Annotated in this window: 16 protein-coding genes and 1 pseudogene; 16 read left to right on the top strand and 1 reads right to left on the bottom strand. The window is 31.4% G+C overall.

Annotation, left to right across the window (positions count from 1 at the left end; translation table 11 throughout):
• The first annotated feature begins 10 nt into the window (after positions 1 to 10).
• From OREMA_RS0113060 to OREMA_RS17815, 6 genes are all read left to right on the top strand, one after another.
• Positions 11 to 604, top strand: a complete 594-nt coding sequence (locus OREMA_RS0113060) for a hypothetical protein (protein ID WP_018249714.1) — start codon at positions 11 to 13, stop codon at positions 602 to 604.
• Between the two features lie 3 nt (positions 605 to 607).
• Positions 608 to 847 (top strand): hypothetical protein, encoded by a 240-nt coding sequence (locus OREMA_RS0113055; RefSeq protein ID WP_018249713.1) that lies wholly within the window; start codon positions 608 to 610, stop codon positions 845 to 847.
• A gap of 141 nt (positions 848 to 988) precedes the next feature.
• Positions 989 to 4,492 carry a phage tail protein gene (locus tag OREMA_RS0113050; protein WP_018249712.1) on the top strand — a complete coding sequence of 1,168 codons (3,504 nt, stop codon included), beginning with the start codon at positions 989 to 991 and terminating at the stop codon, positions 4,490 to 4,492.
• A 12-nt stretch (positions 4,493 to 4,504) separates the two neighbouring features.
• Positions 4,505 to 4,756 carry a hypothetical protein gene (locus OREMA_RS0113045; protein ID WP_018249711.1) on the top strand — a complete coding sequence of 84 codons (252 nt, stop codon included), beginning with the start codon at positions 4,505 to 4,507 and terminating at the stop codon, positions 4,754 to 4,756.
• A 43-nt stretch (positions 4,757 to 4,799) separates the two neighbouring features.
• A complete protein-coding gene (locus tag OREMA_RS0113040; RefSeq protein WP_018249710.1) occupies positions 4,800 to 5,171 on the top strand; it encodes a YcbK family protein in 372 nt (123 codons plus the stop codon).
• Positions 5,172 to 5,197: 26 nt separating this feature from the next.
• On the top strand, positions 5,198 to 5,506 hold the full coding sequence (locus tag OREMA_RS17815) for a hypothetical protein (RefSeq protein ID WP_018249709.1): 309 nt from the start codon (positions 5,198 to 5,200) through the stop codon (positions 5,504 to 5,506).
• A 227-nt stretch (positions 5,507 to 5,733) separates the two neighbouring features.
• On the opposite strand, the pseudogene OREMA_RS0113030 reads toward OREMA_RS17815, so the two are convergent.
• Positions 5,734 to 6,123: pseudogene (locus OREMA_RS0113030) on the bottom strand (nucleoside recognition domain-containing protein); the annotation flags it as partial.
• Between the two features lie 777 nt (positions 6,124 to 6,900).
• On the opposite strand from OREMA_RS0113030, the gene OREMA_RS0113025 reads away from it, so the two are divergent.
• From OREMA_RS0113025 to OREMA_RS0112980, 10 genes are all read left to right on the top strand, one after another.
• Positions 6,901 to 8,217, top strand: a complete 1,317-nt coding sequence (locus OREMA_RS0113025; protein WP_018249707.1) for a CCA tRNA nucleotidyltransferase — start codon at positions 6,901 to 6,903, stop codon at positions 8,215 to 8,217.
• 100 nt (positions 8,218 to 8,317) lie between these two features.
• Positions 8,318 to 8,650, top strand: a complete 333-nt coding sequence (locus OREMA_RS0113020; RefSeq protein WP_018249706.1) for a single-stranded DNA-binding protein — start codon at positions 8,318 to 8,320, stop codon at positions 8,648 to 8,650.
• 224 nt (positions 8,651 to 8,874) lie between these two features.
• Positions 8,875 to 9,525: a hypothetical protein gene (locus OREMA_RS0113015; RefSeq protein WP_018249705.1), complete on the top strand. Its 651-nt coding sequence runs from the start codon at positions 8,875 to 8,877 to the stop codon at positions 9,523 to 9,525.
• A 163-nt stretch (positions 9,526 to 9,688) separates the two neighbouring features.
• Entirely contained in the window at positions 9,689 to 10,981 is a 1,293-nt protein-coding gene (locus OREMA_RS0113010) for an NfeD family protein (RefSeq protein ID WP_018249704.1), read from the top strand.
• A 53-nt stretch (positions 10,982 to 11,034) separates the two neighbouring features.
• Positions 11,035 to 12,042 (top strand): flotillin-like protein FloA, encoded by a 1,008-nt coding sequence (gene floA / locus OREMA_RS0113005; RefSeq protein ID WP_026189009.1) that lies wholly within the window; start codon positions 11,035 to 11,037, stop codon positions 12,040 to 12,042.
• A 14-nt stretch (positions 12,043 to 12,056) separates the two neighbouring features.
• The gene (locus OREMA_RS0113000) at positions 12,057 to 12,467 is read left to right on the top strand and encodes a hypothetical protein (protein WP_018249702.1); all 411 of its coding nucleotides are present in this window, start codon (positions 12,057 to 12,059) and stop codon (positions 12,465 to 12,467) included.
• Between the two features lie 197 nt (positions 12,468 to 12,664).
• Positions 12,665 to 13,096, top strand: a complete 432-nt coding sequence (locus OREMA_RS0112995) for a MarR family winged helix-turn-helix transcriptional regulator (protein WP_026189008.1) — start codon at positions 12,665 to 12,667, stop codon at positions 13,094 to 13,096.
• Positions 13,097 to 13,122: 26 nt separating this feature from the next.
• The gene (locus OREMA_RS0112990) at positions 13,123 to 13,668 is read left to right on the top strand and encodes a glutathione peroxidase (protein ID WP_018249700.1); all 546 of its coding nucleotides are present in this window, start codon (positions 13,123 to 13,125) and stop codon (positions 13,666 to 13,668) included.
• Between the two features lie 382 nt (positions 13,669 to 14,050).
• Positions 14,051 to 14,464: an Rrf2 family transcriptional regulator gene (locus tag OREMA_RS0112985; protein ID WP_018249699.1), complete on the top strand. Its 414-nt coding sequence runs from the start codon at positions 14,051 to 14,053 to the stop codon at positions 14,462 to 14,464.
• Between the two features lie 315 nt (positions 14,465 to 14,779).
• Positions 14,780 to 15,382, top strand: a complete 603-nt coding sequence (locus tag OREMA_RS0112980; RefSeq protein WP_018249698.1) for a nitroreductase family protein — start codon at positions 14,780 to 14,782, stop codon at positions 15,380 to 15,382.
• The last annotated feature ends 59 nt before the right edge of the window (positions 15,383 to 15,441 follow it).

Raw genomic sequence — 15,441 nt, 5'->3', positions numbered from 1 at the left:
AGGTGATATTATGGGACAAAATTTTACTGAGACTCTTAACTTAGATGGCGATGGTAGAAGAATGACTACAATTGCTCAAACCAGAGATGGGAAAGAAGAGTTTCTTGGTATTGTGGCAGGTTACGAATATAACAAAAACTCTGGTCTTTGGTATCCTCCAGGAGTCTTGCCCGATGAAGATGTAGGGAAGCCGAGAATGGAAGTGTCGCAAAATGGTCAGATTGAGTCAACAAAGATGGCTAGTCGGAGTGGTGATTTGGCCACTTCGACAGAAGAAATTGTTGCTTCGATAAAAAAAGAAGTAATAGTTCATGATATAACAGCTTATTTTGAAGAAAGTACAACACCTTTGCGTTTTCGTTTAGAGTTCTGGAATGGTGCCACATGGGAACTGTATACTTTTCCATTATCACCAGATTATTTTGGGAGTGAAATAACACCAGGTACTTGTAGTCATAACGGTATATTTGAGCAAGTAGGGACAACGAATTTTATTAAAATGAAGAAAGAAAAATTACAAATAAAAGGAATAAGAATTGTCGCTGGCAATTATACTACTGCAGCTAAAAGACTTGATATTAGTATGCTATATTCGGAGGTGTAAAAGATGGAACAATGGATAAGAGACAACTTTGAAATCATAGAAAATAGTTGGAAAAACAAAGATGATATCCATGAAGATGCTTTTGAAGTTAACGGAAAAACATTAGCGCCAATTAGTTTTTTTATTGATAATTTTTCAGTAGAATTACCTGTAACTTTAGAAAAATTAAAGGCAAAAGATCCTGATGATAAACTAGGTTGGTATAATCACTTCAAAGATTGGCAAGAAAAAGGAATCATATAATGAAGTGGATAAGATTCTTGCCGCTATCACTATTTTTGTGGTTTCTTATCATTTTACTGATTACAAAACTGATATAGCACAATAGAGTAATATTGCGACACTTCTAAAAGGAGTGTTATTTTTATTTGAGGAGGTGAAATAGTGCAACAACTAAGGTTATTAGATAAGGACAGAAATCTACTAGCTATCTTTGATCGCCATGCAGGTTGGAAATTTGAATCAAAGATTAATGAAGCTAGTTCTATGCAGATTAATATTCCTAAGAATGACACAAAGTTAGAATCAGTCAAATTAGCAGAATTAATTAGAATTATCAAAGGTGACCGAGTGATCACAGGAAAGATCACAAAGAAAGAGCAAGGCGACCAGGTTGTCACTCTGAAAGCTATGACTGAGGAAATATTACTAGAAAGCAATATCTGTCCTGCTCAATATGGCCTAGTTTATCAAAATGTAGATTTAGCTGACTTTGCAAGGAATATTCTCAAAGGATGGGAAACTCTAAGAGTCAAATATCAATCAGAGTGGCAGGATGCTATTGAGACTTATCAAGTTGATTTAGATACTCTGCCAGGTAAGGTTATTTTGCAGAAAGATGAGAATGGCCAGTATTATTCAGATGGTTATATTACTCTTAGGTTTGATTCTAATAATATAGAAAACTTTGAGAAATGGGATAGAGCCAGATGGGTAAGTGATAATTCTGACCCTGTATCCAGTACTATTCAATACCGCACTGGTAATGATACATCTAATATGGGTACTTGGTCAGCAGAAGTTGTGGGAGCATTAACAGACCAATTAGGAGTCGCTCTTTCTGGTATAACTGATAGATATGTAGATATAAGAATTAATCTATATACAGATGATACTACAAGCGCCGATAACCAAGGTCAACCCGTAGGAGTCACCCCAATAGCTTTTGCATTAGAAATTATTGCTAGGACTACAGCAGAAGTACAAGAAGGCATTATCCCTATTAGCACTGGAAAGAAAGTTAAGAATATATCTGCTGATAATAGTAATGCATTAGAGCTGTTGGTACCAGCTTGCAATCAAGCAGGCTGGGAGTTTGAGGTAGTTGATGGAAAACTTAATCTAGCAGAAAAACTAGGAGAAGACAGGACTAACGATTTCGTATTACGGAATGGTACTAACATTAATGTAGAATCTCTTGGTGAAGATGATAGCAAGCTATGTAATTTGCTCCATGCATACGGACCAGGGGATGGAATTAATCGACCTTATGTTAAAAGAAAAGACGATACCAGCATAGGTAGATATGGCCATTATCCTAAGACTCTTGAGTTTGATGCAGTGGATAAGCAAGATCTAGAACAAAAAGCTCAAACTTATATCAATGCTCACAAGACTCCGATATCTGAATTCAAAGTACAAGCTATATTTCCGAAAGAGAATGAACCATACTTTGCTATCGGAGATACAGTTAAGGTAGTAGATCCAGAATCACAAATAGTTACTACTGCTAGAATCATGCAAGAAAAAAGAATTTATAACGACAAAGGAATTGAGATAGAGTTGCATCTCAATAATCCTCGTAAGTCTCTCTATGATGCACTTGTAGGAGATGAAGAGAAGTCAGATAGTGATGAGTTGGAATTGACTGTACCTCAAGGGCTTAGAGTTTTGCCTGCTCAACCAGGTCTATTAGTGTATGTCAATCCTTATACTAATAGCCGAGCTACTGGTGTAGAAATTCACATCGGTACTAGTAGTGGGTTTGAAGCAAGTAGCAAGACTTTGATTAGAAAAGGGCAGGGGACTCAATGGTATCTTAATAAATTGACTACTGGTAATAGATATTATATCAAAGCTAGAAGTTATGATGTTGATAAGAATTATAGCGATTTTACAGAAGAAGTTTCGGCTATAGCTGGATTCATTGAAAAACAGCAACTTAATCCAGAATTATCTCAAGATATAGACTATGCTAAGAGTGAAGCTGATGTAGTCCAGGCTAATAAGGATGCTTGGAATTTGGCCAGAGATGAAGTGTTCCCAGAAGGGATAGAGAATACAAGCTCAATTACAGAAAATGAAGAAGAAATATCTAATATGCTATTAACTCTTAATAGTGATAATGATGATCCTGCTCAATTCAGTTCAATCAAGCAGACTGCCGAATCTATCCTTAATATAGTTAGTGTGTTAGAGAGTGATCCAGAAGATGCCAATCAATATTCAGCTATTAAGCAGATGTTAAATCAGATCCAACTAAGAGTAGTGAAAGATGAATTAATATCTCAAATTAACTTATCTCCTGAAAGCGTGAAGATTCAAGGGAATAGAATTGTGATTACAGGGGACACAGTAGTTGAAGATGGTGCATTGAGTACAGAAAAATTGATAGTAGGTCAGCAGATTCCTATGAGAAAGCCAAATGCAGCCCAGTTATTCCACTTTGATAGAAGTTTTCTAAGCACTGATGGAGTACAAGCTCAATTTTCAGATTCTAGCTATCAGCTTATAGAAGGAAAATTTGGGAAAGCTCTAGATTTGCAGACTAGCTCAATGTCTGTTCCTCTTGGATTCACTAATGATTATACAATTGTATTTTATTTCTGGGATGGTTCAGATTGGGTCTATGTAGCCAAGAGGTCAGATGGCAGAGTGTTTAGCTGGAGAATTATTGAGTTATGGAGTGTCTGGGGTATTCCTGGATATCAACAAGAAATTCTGAATGTTGAAATTGATGTTAGTTGGATTAATATAGATGCAAATGGAGACTTGCAGGTTAATGCAGGATATAAGATTGATGAATTAATGATAGTTCCTGAGGTAGTTGATGAAGATTCAATCTATAGCTGGTACAAGTCAGATGCACCTTTTGTGGATTCTCAGAGTGTAATCGGAGCTGGGAAAGGCGATGTGATAATAAGCGAAGAAGGTATCATTGTAAATAATGGGAAATTACAGCTTAACGGTTCTGTTGCTCCAGATGCAGGAGATGTAAGTCAAGCTGCTAAAACTGCTGATTGGCATAATGTTACAGGGACAGGAAAACCTGCTGATAATGCTGATAAAACCTCAGAAAATTACTCAAAAGACCAACATGACTTTAATAATAAGTCAGGAATAGCAGGTCAAGGCGGAGTTATACTTGATGCTAATGGCATAAGAAGTAAAAATGATCAATTTAAAATAGATACCGGGGGTAATGCTTATTTTGGTGGAGAATTAAGAGCGGCAAAAGGGACATTTGAGGGAACATTGAATGCTAACGAATTACAAGTTGATGGGACACTGACTGTGGATGCTAGAGATGGCAGTGGATTAGAAGTTATTAATGGTGATGGCATTCAAACTATCGACGGGACAAAAAAAGCATTGCAAGTAGTAGAAGAAGGAGAAATTACACTTTCGGCAAATAGTGGAGAATTTATTTCTATAGGAGGTTTTTCTGGTTTTAGTTACACTCCTTTATTTGATGTATATGGCGAGATACCAGCTGGTACTAGGTATAATGTTGCAAACCCTTACTACTATGAACTTAACGGGCAAATATATGATACAAAAGAATACACTACAATTTCTCCTGATTTCTTACAGATTAGAAATGAAAATCCTTTCCAAATGAAATATTACTACATTATATACAGTAAGGAAATATTTAAATCGCTTTAGGAGGTGGGATATTTGGAATTAAACGATAGAGTAACCAGACTAGAAAGTGATATGAAGAATGTTCAGGGTGATGTATCTGAAATCAAAGAACACTTGAAAGAAACAGCCACTAAAGAAGATGTCTTTAATCTCAAAGATTACTTTGAGGATAGGGATAGGGATTTCATCAAAAATATGTGGAAAGTTATATTTGGTTTAATAGTGACGATTGTTACTATAGCAATGTCACTTGTAGGTATAGAGAAAATTCCAAAGATATTTTAAGTCACCTTAGGGTGTCTTTTTTTATTTGAGAGGAGGTGAGATTTTGATCAATGATATACAAATAAGCAAAAATTTTAAGTTATCAGAGTTTGAGTGCAAAGATGGTAGCCATCAAGTTGTAATTGATAGTGAATTAGTAGAGAAACTGCAAAAATTAAGAGATAACGTGGGTCAACCTCTTGTGATAAATTCTGCTTATAGAAATGCAGATTATAACCAAAAGGTAGGGGGGAGTCCCAATAGTCAGCATCTATTTGGAAAAGCAGTTGATATATCTCTTAATAATTTACCTTATGATGCAGATGATATGGAAGCTATAGCAGAAGGATTAGGCTTTGATGGTATAGGTAAGTATGATACATTTATTCATTTAGATGTTCGTGGTTATAAAGCAAGATGGGATGAAAGAAGTTAAAAAATAATTATTAGGAGCGTGTTAATATGAGTGTTGAAAATATTATTACATTGTTAGGGGTTTTGAGTGTCGTTATTGTGATTGCCAGAAAGTTTATGCCAGAGATAGATCATTATTTATCTAAATCTATTCCTGTACTAACTGAAGTTGATGATATTATCGATGTAGTTGCTGATAATTTTTCAGAAGTTGAGATCTTGCAGCAAGTTGATGCAATTTCAGAGAAAATCATTAAAGAATTAGAAGAGGCTGGTTATAAAATTGATGATCCTATCAAGAAAAAAGTTGACATTAGATTAAAAGCAAGAGCTAAAAGGGGAGAATTGGGGAAGTAGAAATAACTAGCTTTGATCTAGATACTAATTTAGTAGAAAATTTAGTTAGAGATATTAGGGGAGAACATGGACTAGAAAAGAAAATTGAATTTAAAATCAAAGGTAAGTTTTAAGATAAAGAAGACCTCTTGGGGAATAGATTCCTAGGAGGTCTTTTTATATTTTTTGCATAGAAAAACTGGTAGTATATTTATTGTTATTGATTTTTTCTTTTATAATCATGTAACTAGAGCTACAGCCCCAATCATAAATAAAGGATCAGCTGTATTAGTAAAAGATACTAATCTCTCTCCTTCAGCTTGTGTACATAACCTTTCTCTTCTCAAATTTCCTGTTATCTTAGCACCAATAGGGTAACCAGAAGCAAGGCCCATTGCTAAAGCAAATGCACCAACTCCAGGCACTTTAAATAAAGGTCTCATTAATGGTTCTAATAAAGCACCTATAAAATGAACTACTCCAAGTCCCATTAATATCTCTGCCATGATGAAAAATGGTAGTAGGGCAGGAAAGACAATATCCCACCAAGTATGCAGTCCATCTACTGCAGAGTCGAATGCTTGCTCTGAAAATATAATTATAGAAATAGTAAATAAGATTGCAATAATTGCTTTTATATGTACTAGTTTTTTATCGATATTATTTTTCAAAAGCTTCCCTCCTTTATTGAGTTTCCTTATTTATTAATATTTAAGTTGTAAATATAATATTACTTTTAAATTTAGGATAAATAAATAATTCTAAGCTTTGTATTGGATATTGATTATTTAATTGTTAAAAGTATAAAGGGATTAGTACTATTTTATCAGTAATTATTAGTATCTAATGTTCTTAATTAGCTGGATAATTACAGATATAAGTTGTTAATATATTAGTTAGTATGAAGAAGATTATTTGACAAAATATTTGAAAATAGCTACAATATACTCAATAATAGTTACTAATTGTAGTAAAAAAATTGTATATTTTCATAAAATGAGGTGGAAAAGTTGAAGTGGATATATTTATCAGGTGTAATCTTTAATCTTATAGTGTTTATATTTAATTTAGTTAAAAATTTTAGGAATATTAAAGTTAATATCGGTGGCACTATTACTTTTATTTTTTCAAGTTGGCTTATTTATCCGATATTATTCATACAATATAGATCTTATCATTGATGATTCTTTATTATTAGGGAGAAGGAAAGATTAGTTTAATCTTTAAATAGATATTGGCTTATATCTATTATATATAAATCTGTAGAATGATTTAAGATTATTATCAGTCTTTATAATTCTTATTTTAAAAATTATTAGTTTGGGTTTGATAATTATTATATATTGAATTTTGTATTTATAAGTTTTAGATTGTATGAGGATAATAAGTTTAAAATAAAAAGTGGTGGTTTTAAGATGTTAAAATCAATTTTTAAAGATATAAAAAGTAGTGGAGGGAAAGCTTACATTGTAGGAGGATATGTTAGGGATAAAATTTTGAATGTTGAGAGTAAGGATGTTGATATAGAGGTTTATGGTATTACTCCGCAAGAACTAAAAAATATTTTGCAAAACTATGGTAGATTCAGACTAGTTGGGAAATCTTATCCTATTTATCTGTTAGAAGATTATGAATTTTCTTTTCCTCATAAAACAGAAGTTGGTGTTAAAGGAGAGCATTATAAAGTAGATCCTAAGATGACTATAGAAGAAGCCTGTGCTAGAAGAGATTTAACAATTAACTCTATGCTATATGATCCGTTGAAGGATGAAATCATTGATATCTATGGTGGTCAAGAAGATATTAAGAAAGGTATATTAAGATATATCAGCCCAGAAAGTTTTCAAGCAGATCCCTTAAGGATATTGAGGGTTGCTCAATTTAAAGCTAGATTTGATTTTCAAGTTGATGAAGAGACTGAACAGTTATGTGAAAAATTGATTCCTACTTTAGAGAAGATAGCAAAAGAAAGAATCTTTATTGAGATAGAAAAAATAATGCTAAAGGCTAAATACCCCTCAATTGCTTTTAGGTGGATGAAAAAAATAGGAATATTATCTTCTTACTTTTCTGAAATAGATGATTTGTCTCAGATAGAACAAGGTGAAAAATATCATCCAGAAGGAGATGTATTTGAACATACAATGTTAAGTCTTAATGTCTTGTCTATATCAGAAAGAGATATTATTTTAATGTTAGCAATATTATATCATGATATTGGTAAAGCATATGTAAAAAGAATAAAAAAGGTTGATAGAGTTCATTTTTATGGTCATGAAAATGAAGGTGCTAAAAGAGTAGGGTTTTTTTTAACTAAAATTACCGATAATAAGGAGATTATTAGTCAGGTGAGAGCACTTATAAAGTATCATATGAGACCTTTAGATTTAAAAAATAATCTATCTAAAAAAGCTGTTAGAAAATTGGTTAATCAAGTGGATATTCCTCGGTTGTTAAAGTTACATAAAGCTGATACTTTAGGAAGAAAGGTAACAACTGATATAAGTTATATAGATGATATCTTAAAGGTATATAATCACGTTAAAGATGAAGTAGAGCCAATTATTAAAGGGAGGCATTTAATAGAGCTAGGAGTTAAACCAGGTAAGAAGATGGGGAAAATATTAAAAGAAATTTATGACGCTCAGTTGAATGGTGAGTTTAGTAATTTAGAAGAGGGTTTAGAATATAGTAATTATATTTTAAAAAAGATTATCTTTGATGATCTTTAGATATATAAGCTCACTCTTATAAATATTTCTTATCTTTATGTATAATCATGGGATAGATGGTTATTATAAGAAAAATATTTTATGAGAGGTGGAGGTTTAAATGTTAAATCAAGTAAGTTTAGTGGGAAGATTAGCACGAAATCCTGAAGTTAAAACGTTTTCTAGCGGGGTAAAAAAAGCTAATTTGGTAGTTGCAGTTGATCGCGAATATAAAGCTAAAGGCCAAAAGGCAGATTTTATCTATGTAGAAGCTTGGAGGAAGTTAGCAGAACATTGCGCTAAATTTCTAAAGAAAGGTAGATTAGTAGCAATTGAAGGTAGAATCCAAGTTGATAGTTGGGAGGATAAAGAAACTGGGGATATGTGTTATAAGACTGGAATCTTAGCTAAGAATGTAAAATTTTTAGATAAGAATAATGAAGCTACAGCATAATTAATTCTAATAAGTTAAGAAATAAAGGGCCGGAGATTATATCTTCGACCCTTTATTTTATGATTATTGTAAATTATAATGAAATAAATAAATATGATATTATTATAGAAGAAATATTTATTTTTTAATTAAAGATATATTGAGTTTTGCACTATAGTTATAAATTTTTAGAGATCTATCTTGATCTTGATTAAAGTAATCCAGTTGAAAGGAGGAGAAACTAGATGGAAAATCAAGAGCATAAATTATATAAGTTATTCGCCAATCTTTTTAGGTTGTTTTTATTAGGCGCTATAGTTGGTAATGTTCTCACTCAAAACTGGTTTAACCTTTTTGCTTCAGTTTTAATGTTACTTTTAACTTATCTTCCGTTATTATTAGAAGAGAAGGCATATATTTATATTCCACCAAGCTTTCAAATGATTATACTTGTTTTTATCTTTGCATCTTTATATTTAGGAGAATTAAATGAGTACTATCTTAAATTTTGGTGGTGGGATATAATGCTTCATACTTTATCAGGTATAATTCTTGGTTTTATAGGTTTTATTTTAATTTATATTTTGAATAGAGATTCTAAGGTTAATTTAGCATTAAGTGGCTTATTTATTGCGATTTTTTCTTTTGCTTTTGCAGTAACTGCAGGTGTTTTGTGGGAGATATTTGAATTTGCTATGGACTCTTTATTAGGGTCTAATATGCAAAAATCTGGTTTAGATGATACTATGGGAGATCTAATAGTGGATGCTTTAGGAGCATTATTTACATCTACTATAGGTTATATATATAGTAAAAAGAAAGGAACCTCTTATCTTAGAAATTTGATTAAGGATTTAATATCTAAAGAGGAAGAAGTAACTGAAAATGATTTATAGATGCTATTTATTCTATCCAATTTATTATATGATTTTATAAAAATAGAACTATAAAACTAGAATAAATTAGAGGATTTTTATTTTTTTCGATTAAATATGTAATAATAAGAAATAAGAGATTATATGCTATAGCTTAGAATAATTAGAGATAGGAGGTGAAGTATTGAAGAGAATAATATTATCTCTGTTGTTAATGTTAATAACAATTGCTGCTGTCAATATTTCATTAGAAGCTAGACCATCTGATTTAGTTTATCAGATACCAATTCAAGGAACTGTAAACCCAGGTATGTTAAACTTAGTAAGAAAAGGTATAGAAGAAGCAGAAAATTCAGAGGCAGATGCTATTATCTTCAAAATAGATACCTATGGAGGTCTAGTTGATTCAGGAATTAAAATTAGAGATGCTATATTTAATTCTAAGATTCAAACTATTACATATGTGTCTAATCGTGCTTGGTCTGCCGGAGCCTTGATTGCTTTAGCTGGAGAAAAGTTGATAATGGCTCCAGGTAGTAGTATGGGAGCGGCTGAAACAAGACCTAAGGAAGAAAAATATATTTCGGCTTTACGAAAGGAGTTTAAAGCTACAGCAGAAAGAAGAGATAAGAATCCAGATTTAGCAGCTGCTATGGTTGATTCAGATATAGAAATTCCTGAACTGATAGAAGCAGGAAAGTTATTGACTTTAACTGCTCAAGAGGCTCTAGAAAATCAAATGACTGATTTAGTAGTAGATGATTTTGATTCTTTATTAAGAAGTTTAAATTTAACAGATGCTAAAGTAGTAGAAATTAAAGCTACTACTGCTGAAAAACTAGCTAGATTTGTTACAAATCCTAATATTAGTGTTATTTTATTAACTGTTGCTTTTATAGCATTAGTATTTGAAGCTTTAGCACCTGGCTGGGGAGTTGGTGGTACAATAGGGCTAGTGAGTTTAGCTTTATTTTTTAGTGGTTATATTATTAATGGAGTAGCTAGTTGGGGATTAATAATTTTATTCATTGTAGGTTTAATACTTATAGTTTTAGAAGTTTTTGTAGTTCCTGGTTTTGGAATAACAGGAATTGGAGGGATCATTAGTATCTTTAGTAGCTTATATTTCCTATTTCCTAGTCCTGATATTGCTTTAAGTATTTTAGCAACAGTATTAATTTTATCTATTGCTGCAACTATAGTAATGCTCAAGATCTTTGGTACTAGCAAATTATGGAGTAAAATTTCATTATCTGAGAGTCAAACTAAAGAGGCTGGCTATATAGCTCCTTCTAAGAGAGATGAAGTATTGGATAAAGTGGGGATCACATTAACTCCATTAAGACCAGCAGGTATTATAAAGCTAGATAATGATAGGTTAGATGTTGTTAGTGAAGGTAGATTTATTGCTAAAGGAGAGCAAGTAAAGGTTGTTAAAGTTGAAGGAAGTAGAGTCGTAGTGAGATTAGTGGAGTGAGATTAATGATCTAACTCTATTAAATTTTATAGATAGAATAATTTTATAGGAGGATGATAATTTTGAGTGGACCTTTTGCAATTTTAGTTATTGTTTTTGGTTTTTTATTTTTATCTTTGTTCTTTTACTTCATTCCAGTTGGACTTTGGATTTCAGCTATTGCTGCTGGAGTAAAGATCAATTTGCTTAATTTAATTGGTATGAGATTAAGAAGGGTTATTCCTACTGCAATTATTGGACCAATGATTAAATCTCATAAGGCAGGTTTGCAGTTGAAAACAGATCAGCTTGAGGCACATTACTTAGCAGGAGGTAATGTAGATCGAGTAGTAGATGCTTTAATTGCTGCTCAGCGCGCTGAAATCGATCTTACGTTTGAGAGGGCTGCAGCTATTGATTTAGCTGGTAGAGATGTATTAGAAGCTGTACAGATGAGTGTTAATCCTAAGGTGATTCAAACTCCAGTAGTAACTGCAGTGGCTATGGATGGTATTCAGGTAATGGCTACAGCTAGAGTAACTGTAAGAGCTAATATTGAACGTTTAGTGGGTGGAGCTGGAGAAGAGACAGTTTTAGCTAGAGTTGGTGAAGGAATAGTAACTACTGTTGGTTCTGCAAAAGCCCATACTAAGGTATTAGAGAATCCAGATTCTATCTCTGAAACTGTATTAGATAAGGGACTTGATTCTGGTACAGCTTTTGAAATCTTATCTATTGATATTGCTGATGTTGATGTTGGAAAGAATATTGGTGCACAACTACAGACTGATCAAGCTGAAGCAGATAAAGAGATTGCTCAGGCGAAGGCAGAAGAACGAAGAGCTATGGCTGTAGCAGAAGAGCAGGAAATGAAAGCTAGAGTACAAGAGATGAGAGCTAAGGTTGTTGAGTCTGAAGCTGAAGTTCCTAAAGCTATGGCAGAAGCATTAAGAACAGGTAAGATGGGTGTTATGGATTATATGAATATGCAGAATATTAAAGCAGATACTCAAATGAGGGAAAATATTTCTGATCTAGGAAATGGAAATAGTCCTGCTAAATCTAATAAAAAAGATAAATAGTAGGAGATGATTAGGTGGATTTTATAGAAAATTTTCTACCATTCTTATTTTGGATAGGGTTTATAGTATTGAAATTTGTTATAAAAAAAGAAGATAATGAAGATGTTAATTCACAAGATAAAAAATATCCTCAAAATAATAGTATGGAGTATAGCAAATCTAAAAATATAGAATCCCCACAGAAGAAGTCATTAGAAAGAACTTTAGATAATAATTCTGATATACAACTACAAAATAGAAAGAAAAATAATAGTATAAATAATAATATAAATAATAATAACAAAATAAAAATCAAGAGTAACACTGAGGATGAGGAAGAAGCTTTTATTAATCGAGAGAAGATGGAAGAAGATATTTTAAGAGGGATCATATTTAAAGAAATTATTGATAAACCACGAGCTAAAAATCCATATAAGAGGTATTAACCTTAGATATAAAAAGAGGGGCTATCAAATTGATAGCCCCTCTTTTTATATTGAGTAGGTATTGGTTATTATTGAGATAATAAAAGCTGGCAAGTAATAAATAATTTGAAATAAAAATAGTAATTTGTTATAATTAGATTGCGCACAATTGAATTGCGCAAAATATAATTGTTTAAAATTAAAAGGAGGAGATAAAAATTACTGAAGAAGATTTATTGAAGCTTGAGAATCAGTTGTGTTTTCCTATATACCTTGCCTCTAAGGAAATTATTAAGATTTATAAGCCTTATCTTAAAAAATTAAATTTAACCTATACACAGTATATAGTAATGTTAGTTTTGTGGGAAGAAGACAATATTCCTGTGAAGGACATTGGAGAGAAGTTATATTTAGATTCAGGTACCTTAACACCTGTATTAAAGAAGTTGGAGAAGAAGAATTTTATTTTAAGAAGTAGAAGTAAAGAAGATGAGAGAGTTTTAATTATATCATTAACAACAGAAGGAATATCTTTAAAAGATGGGGCTTATGAAGTACCTCGAAAAGCTTTTTGCAAAAGTGGTTTAAAAGAGGAAGATGTTAGCTTATTAAAGGATAAGTTGTATAATTTGGTTGATAATTTGATATAGAAGTAAAAATTTAAGGAGATGGTCAGATGTCTATTTATGATTTTAAAGTTGAAACTGTAGCTGGTAACGAGGTTAGTATGAAAGAATACGAAGGTAAAGTACTTATTATAGCTAATACTGCTAGCAAGTGTGGATTTACTCCCCAATATGAAGATTTACAAAAACTATATTCGAAATACCAAGAAGATGGTCTTGAAATTTTAGGGTTTCCCTGCAATCAATTTGCAAATCAAGAACCTGGAAGTAGTCAAGATGCCCAGAGTTTTTGCACCATAAATTATGGAGTAGAGTTTCCTATATTTGCTAAAGTTGATGTTAGAGGCGAAAATGCTATACCATTATTTAAATATCTTACTTCTAAAGCCCCTCATGAAGGTTTTAAATTAGAAGATCCTAATGAGAAATTAGTACATTCTGTTTTAAGTAAAAGATTTCCTAGCTTTATTCATGGTAATTCAATTAAATGGAACTTTACCAAGTTTGTTGTTGGTAGAGATGGGAAGGTTCTAAAGAGGTTTGAACCTCATATACAGCCTGGAGATATGGAAGAATATATTAAGGAAGTGCTATAATTTATATGAGCTATTAATATAGATATGTTAATTTTAAATTAAATTATATATAAAGGGAAAAGGGACAGTAAAAATTGACTAGCAACAGTTGAAAAGTTGTTTTACTTGCTGCTTACTTGTTATTTGTCATTAAATTATAGGAATTTATATCTGTAAGATGTATTATATTTAAATTACACCATAGAATCACAATTTTATCTAAGGGATTTTTTAAAATAAGCTGATGCAAAATTATAAAATTTAAGCAAATTAATGATATTATTTATAAATTGTGATCTAATTTTCTTTATGCAAAAAACTTCTTGAGTTTCTTGACATATTTCTTACTAAGTTTTATACTAAGCAATGTAGAAAATAAGAATTCTAGAAGGGGTTATATTATATGATGAATAGTGATTTTGCTCTTGCTGTTCATAGCTTGATCTTACTTATTTATAGTTCTGAAAATATGGAAACAAGTAAGTCTATGGCAGAAAGTATGAAGGTTCATCCAGTAAGAGTTAGAAAAATATTGAGTTTATTAAGAAAGAATGGATATATTGAATCTAAGGAGGGGGTTAAAGGTGGTTTTAGATTAAAGTTATCTGCAGATAAGATTTCTTTAAATGATATCTATAGATTAACATCTAAAAATACATTAAAACCTAAGTGCCATAGCTGTAATTGTGAGATTGGTGCCAATATTGAGGATGTTTTAGATATTATATTTTATAAAGCAGAGGAGAAGGTGGAAGAGTTTTTAGAAGAATATACTATTCAAGATGTTTTTAACATATTAAAGGGTGAATCTAAATAGTACTTATTCTCTAATTTTTTTATGAAAATAAGTTTACCTAATCTTAATATTGAATCAGAGATTTATAAGAAGAACTTGACAAAAGGAACTGTAATAATTATAATTACATTAAGGTTATCCTGCTATGATATATTTTTTAATAATAAATAGTAGGATAATATTTTTGCAATAAATGTAATAAAAAATATTACATATATAAATAGGGGTGATTTTATGAGATTATGATAAATATTAAATAAGGAAATAATAAAATATTAAGGTATTAAACTAGATACATAATGGCTAATTATAAATAATAAATAGGAGTGATTAAAGATGAATGTTAAAGAAGCGATTAGAGAGAGAAGAAGTATTAGAGATTTTAAGTCAGATAAAGTAAAAAAAGAAGATTTAGATTTAATCTTAGAAGCTGCTAGATTGGCTCCATCAGGTACTAATTTACAACCATGGAGATTTGTTGTAGTAGAATCTGATGAGATGAGGGAAAAATTGAGAGGTTGTACTTTAGATTTTGTTGGAGATGCCCCTGTTACAATAGTCTGTTGTGTAGATTATAAAGCTTTAGAAGAAATGAATGATAGACTTAAAGAATTACAGGAAGTAGGCGCTTTAAAAGGAACAGCATTAGAAAAAATTGATCCTTCTAAGTATAAAGGTCGTAAAATGAGCGAAGAGGATATCAAGAGGTATTTACATTTAAATTTATCTATTGCTATTGAAAATATGGCTTTACAAGCAACTGAGTTAGGTTTAGGTAGTTGTTGGTTAATGATGTTTAACGAGAAGAAATTATCTCAAATACTAAATTTAGATGATAACTTGGAAGCAGTAGCATTATTACCGATAGGTTATGGATCAGATAATCCAGCTCCAAGACCTCGTTTATCTTTAGATAGAATAGTAATTGATAGGGTTTAGGTATAAAAGGACACAGGTATATACCTGTGTCCTCAGTTATTATTCTTTTTTCTATAGAT

The organism is Orenia marismortui DSM 5156 (assembly GCF_000379025.1).
GTDB lineage: Bacteria > Bacillota > Halanaerobiia > Halobacteroidales > Halobacteroidaceae > Orenia > Orenia marismortui.
Note: the sequence above shows the minus strand (reverse complement) of the source record. Positions and strands in the feature narration are given on the sequence as shown.

Excerpts from the sequence above, each read along its gene's own strand:
- OREMA_RS17815 (WP_018249709.1), top strand. The coding sequence starts at position 5,198 with ATGAGTGTTGAAAATATTATTACATTGTTAGGGGTTTTGAGTGTCGTT.
- OREMA_RS0112990 (WP_018249700.1), top strand. The coding sequence starts at position 13,123 with ATGTCTATTTATGATTTTAAAGTTGAAACTGTAGCTGGTAACGAGGTT.
- OREMA_RS0113015 (WP_018249705.1), top strand. The coding sequence starts at position 8,875 with ATGGAAAATCAAGAGCATAAATTATATAAGTTATTCGCCAATCTTTTT.
- OREMA_RS0112985 (WP_018249699.1), top strand. The coding sequence starts at position 14,051 with ATGATGAATAGTGATTTTGCTCTTGCTGTTCATAGCTTGATCTTACTT.
- OREMA_RS0113060 (WP_018249714.1), top strand. The coding sequence starts at position 11 with ATGGGACAAAATTTTACTGAGACTCTTAACTTAGATGGCGATGGTAGA.
- OREMA_RS0112980 (WP_018249698.1), top strand. The coding sequence starts at position 14,780 with ATGAATGTTAAAGAAGCGATTAGAGAGAGAAGAAGTATTAGAGATTTT.
- OREMA_RS0113025 (WP_018249707.1), top strand. The coding sequence starts at position 6,901 with ATGTTAAAATCAATTTTTAAAGATATAAAAAGTAGTGGAGGGAAAGCT.
- OREMA_RS0113055 (WP_018249713.1), top strand. The coding sequence starts at position 608 with ATGGAACAATGGATAAGAGACAACTTTGAAATCATAGAAAATAGTTGG.
- floA (WP_026189009.1), top strand. The coding sequence starts at position 11,035 with ATGATAATTTTGAGTGGACCTTTTGCAATTTTAGTTATTGTTTTTGGT.
- OREMA_RS0113020 (WP_018249706.1), top strand. The coding sequence starts at position 8,318 with ATGTTAAATCAAGTAAGTTTAGTGGGAAGATTAGCACGAAATCCTGAA.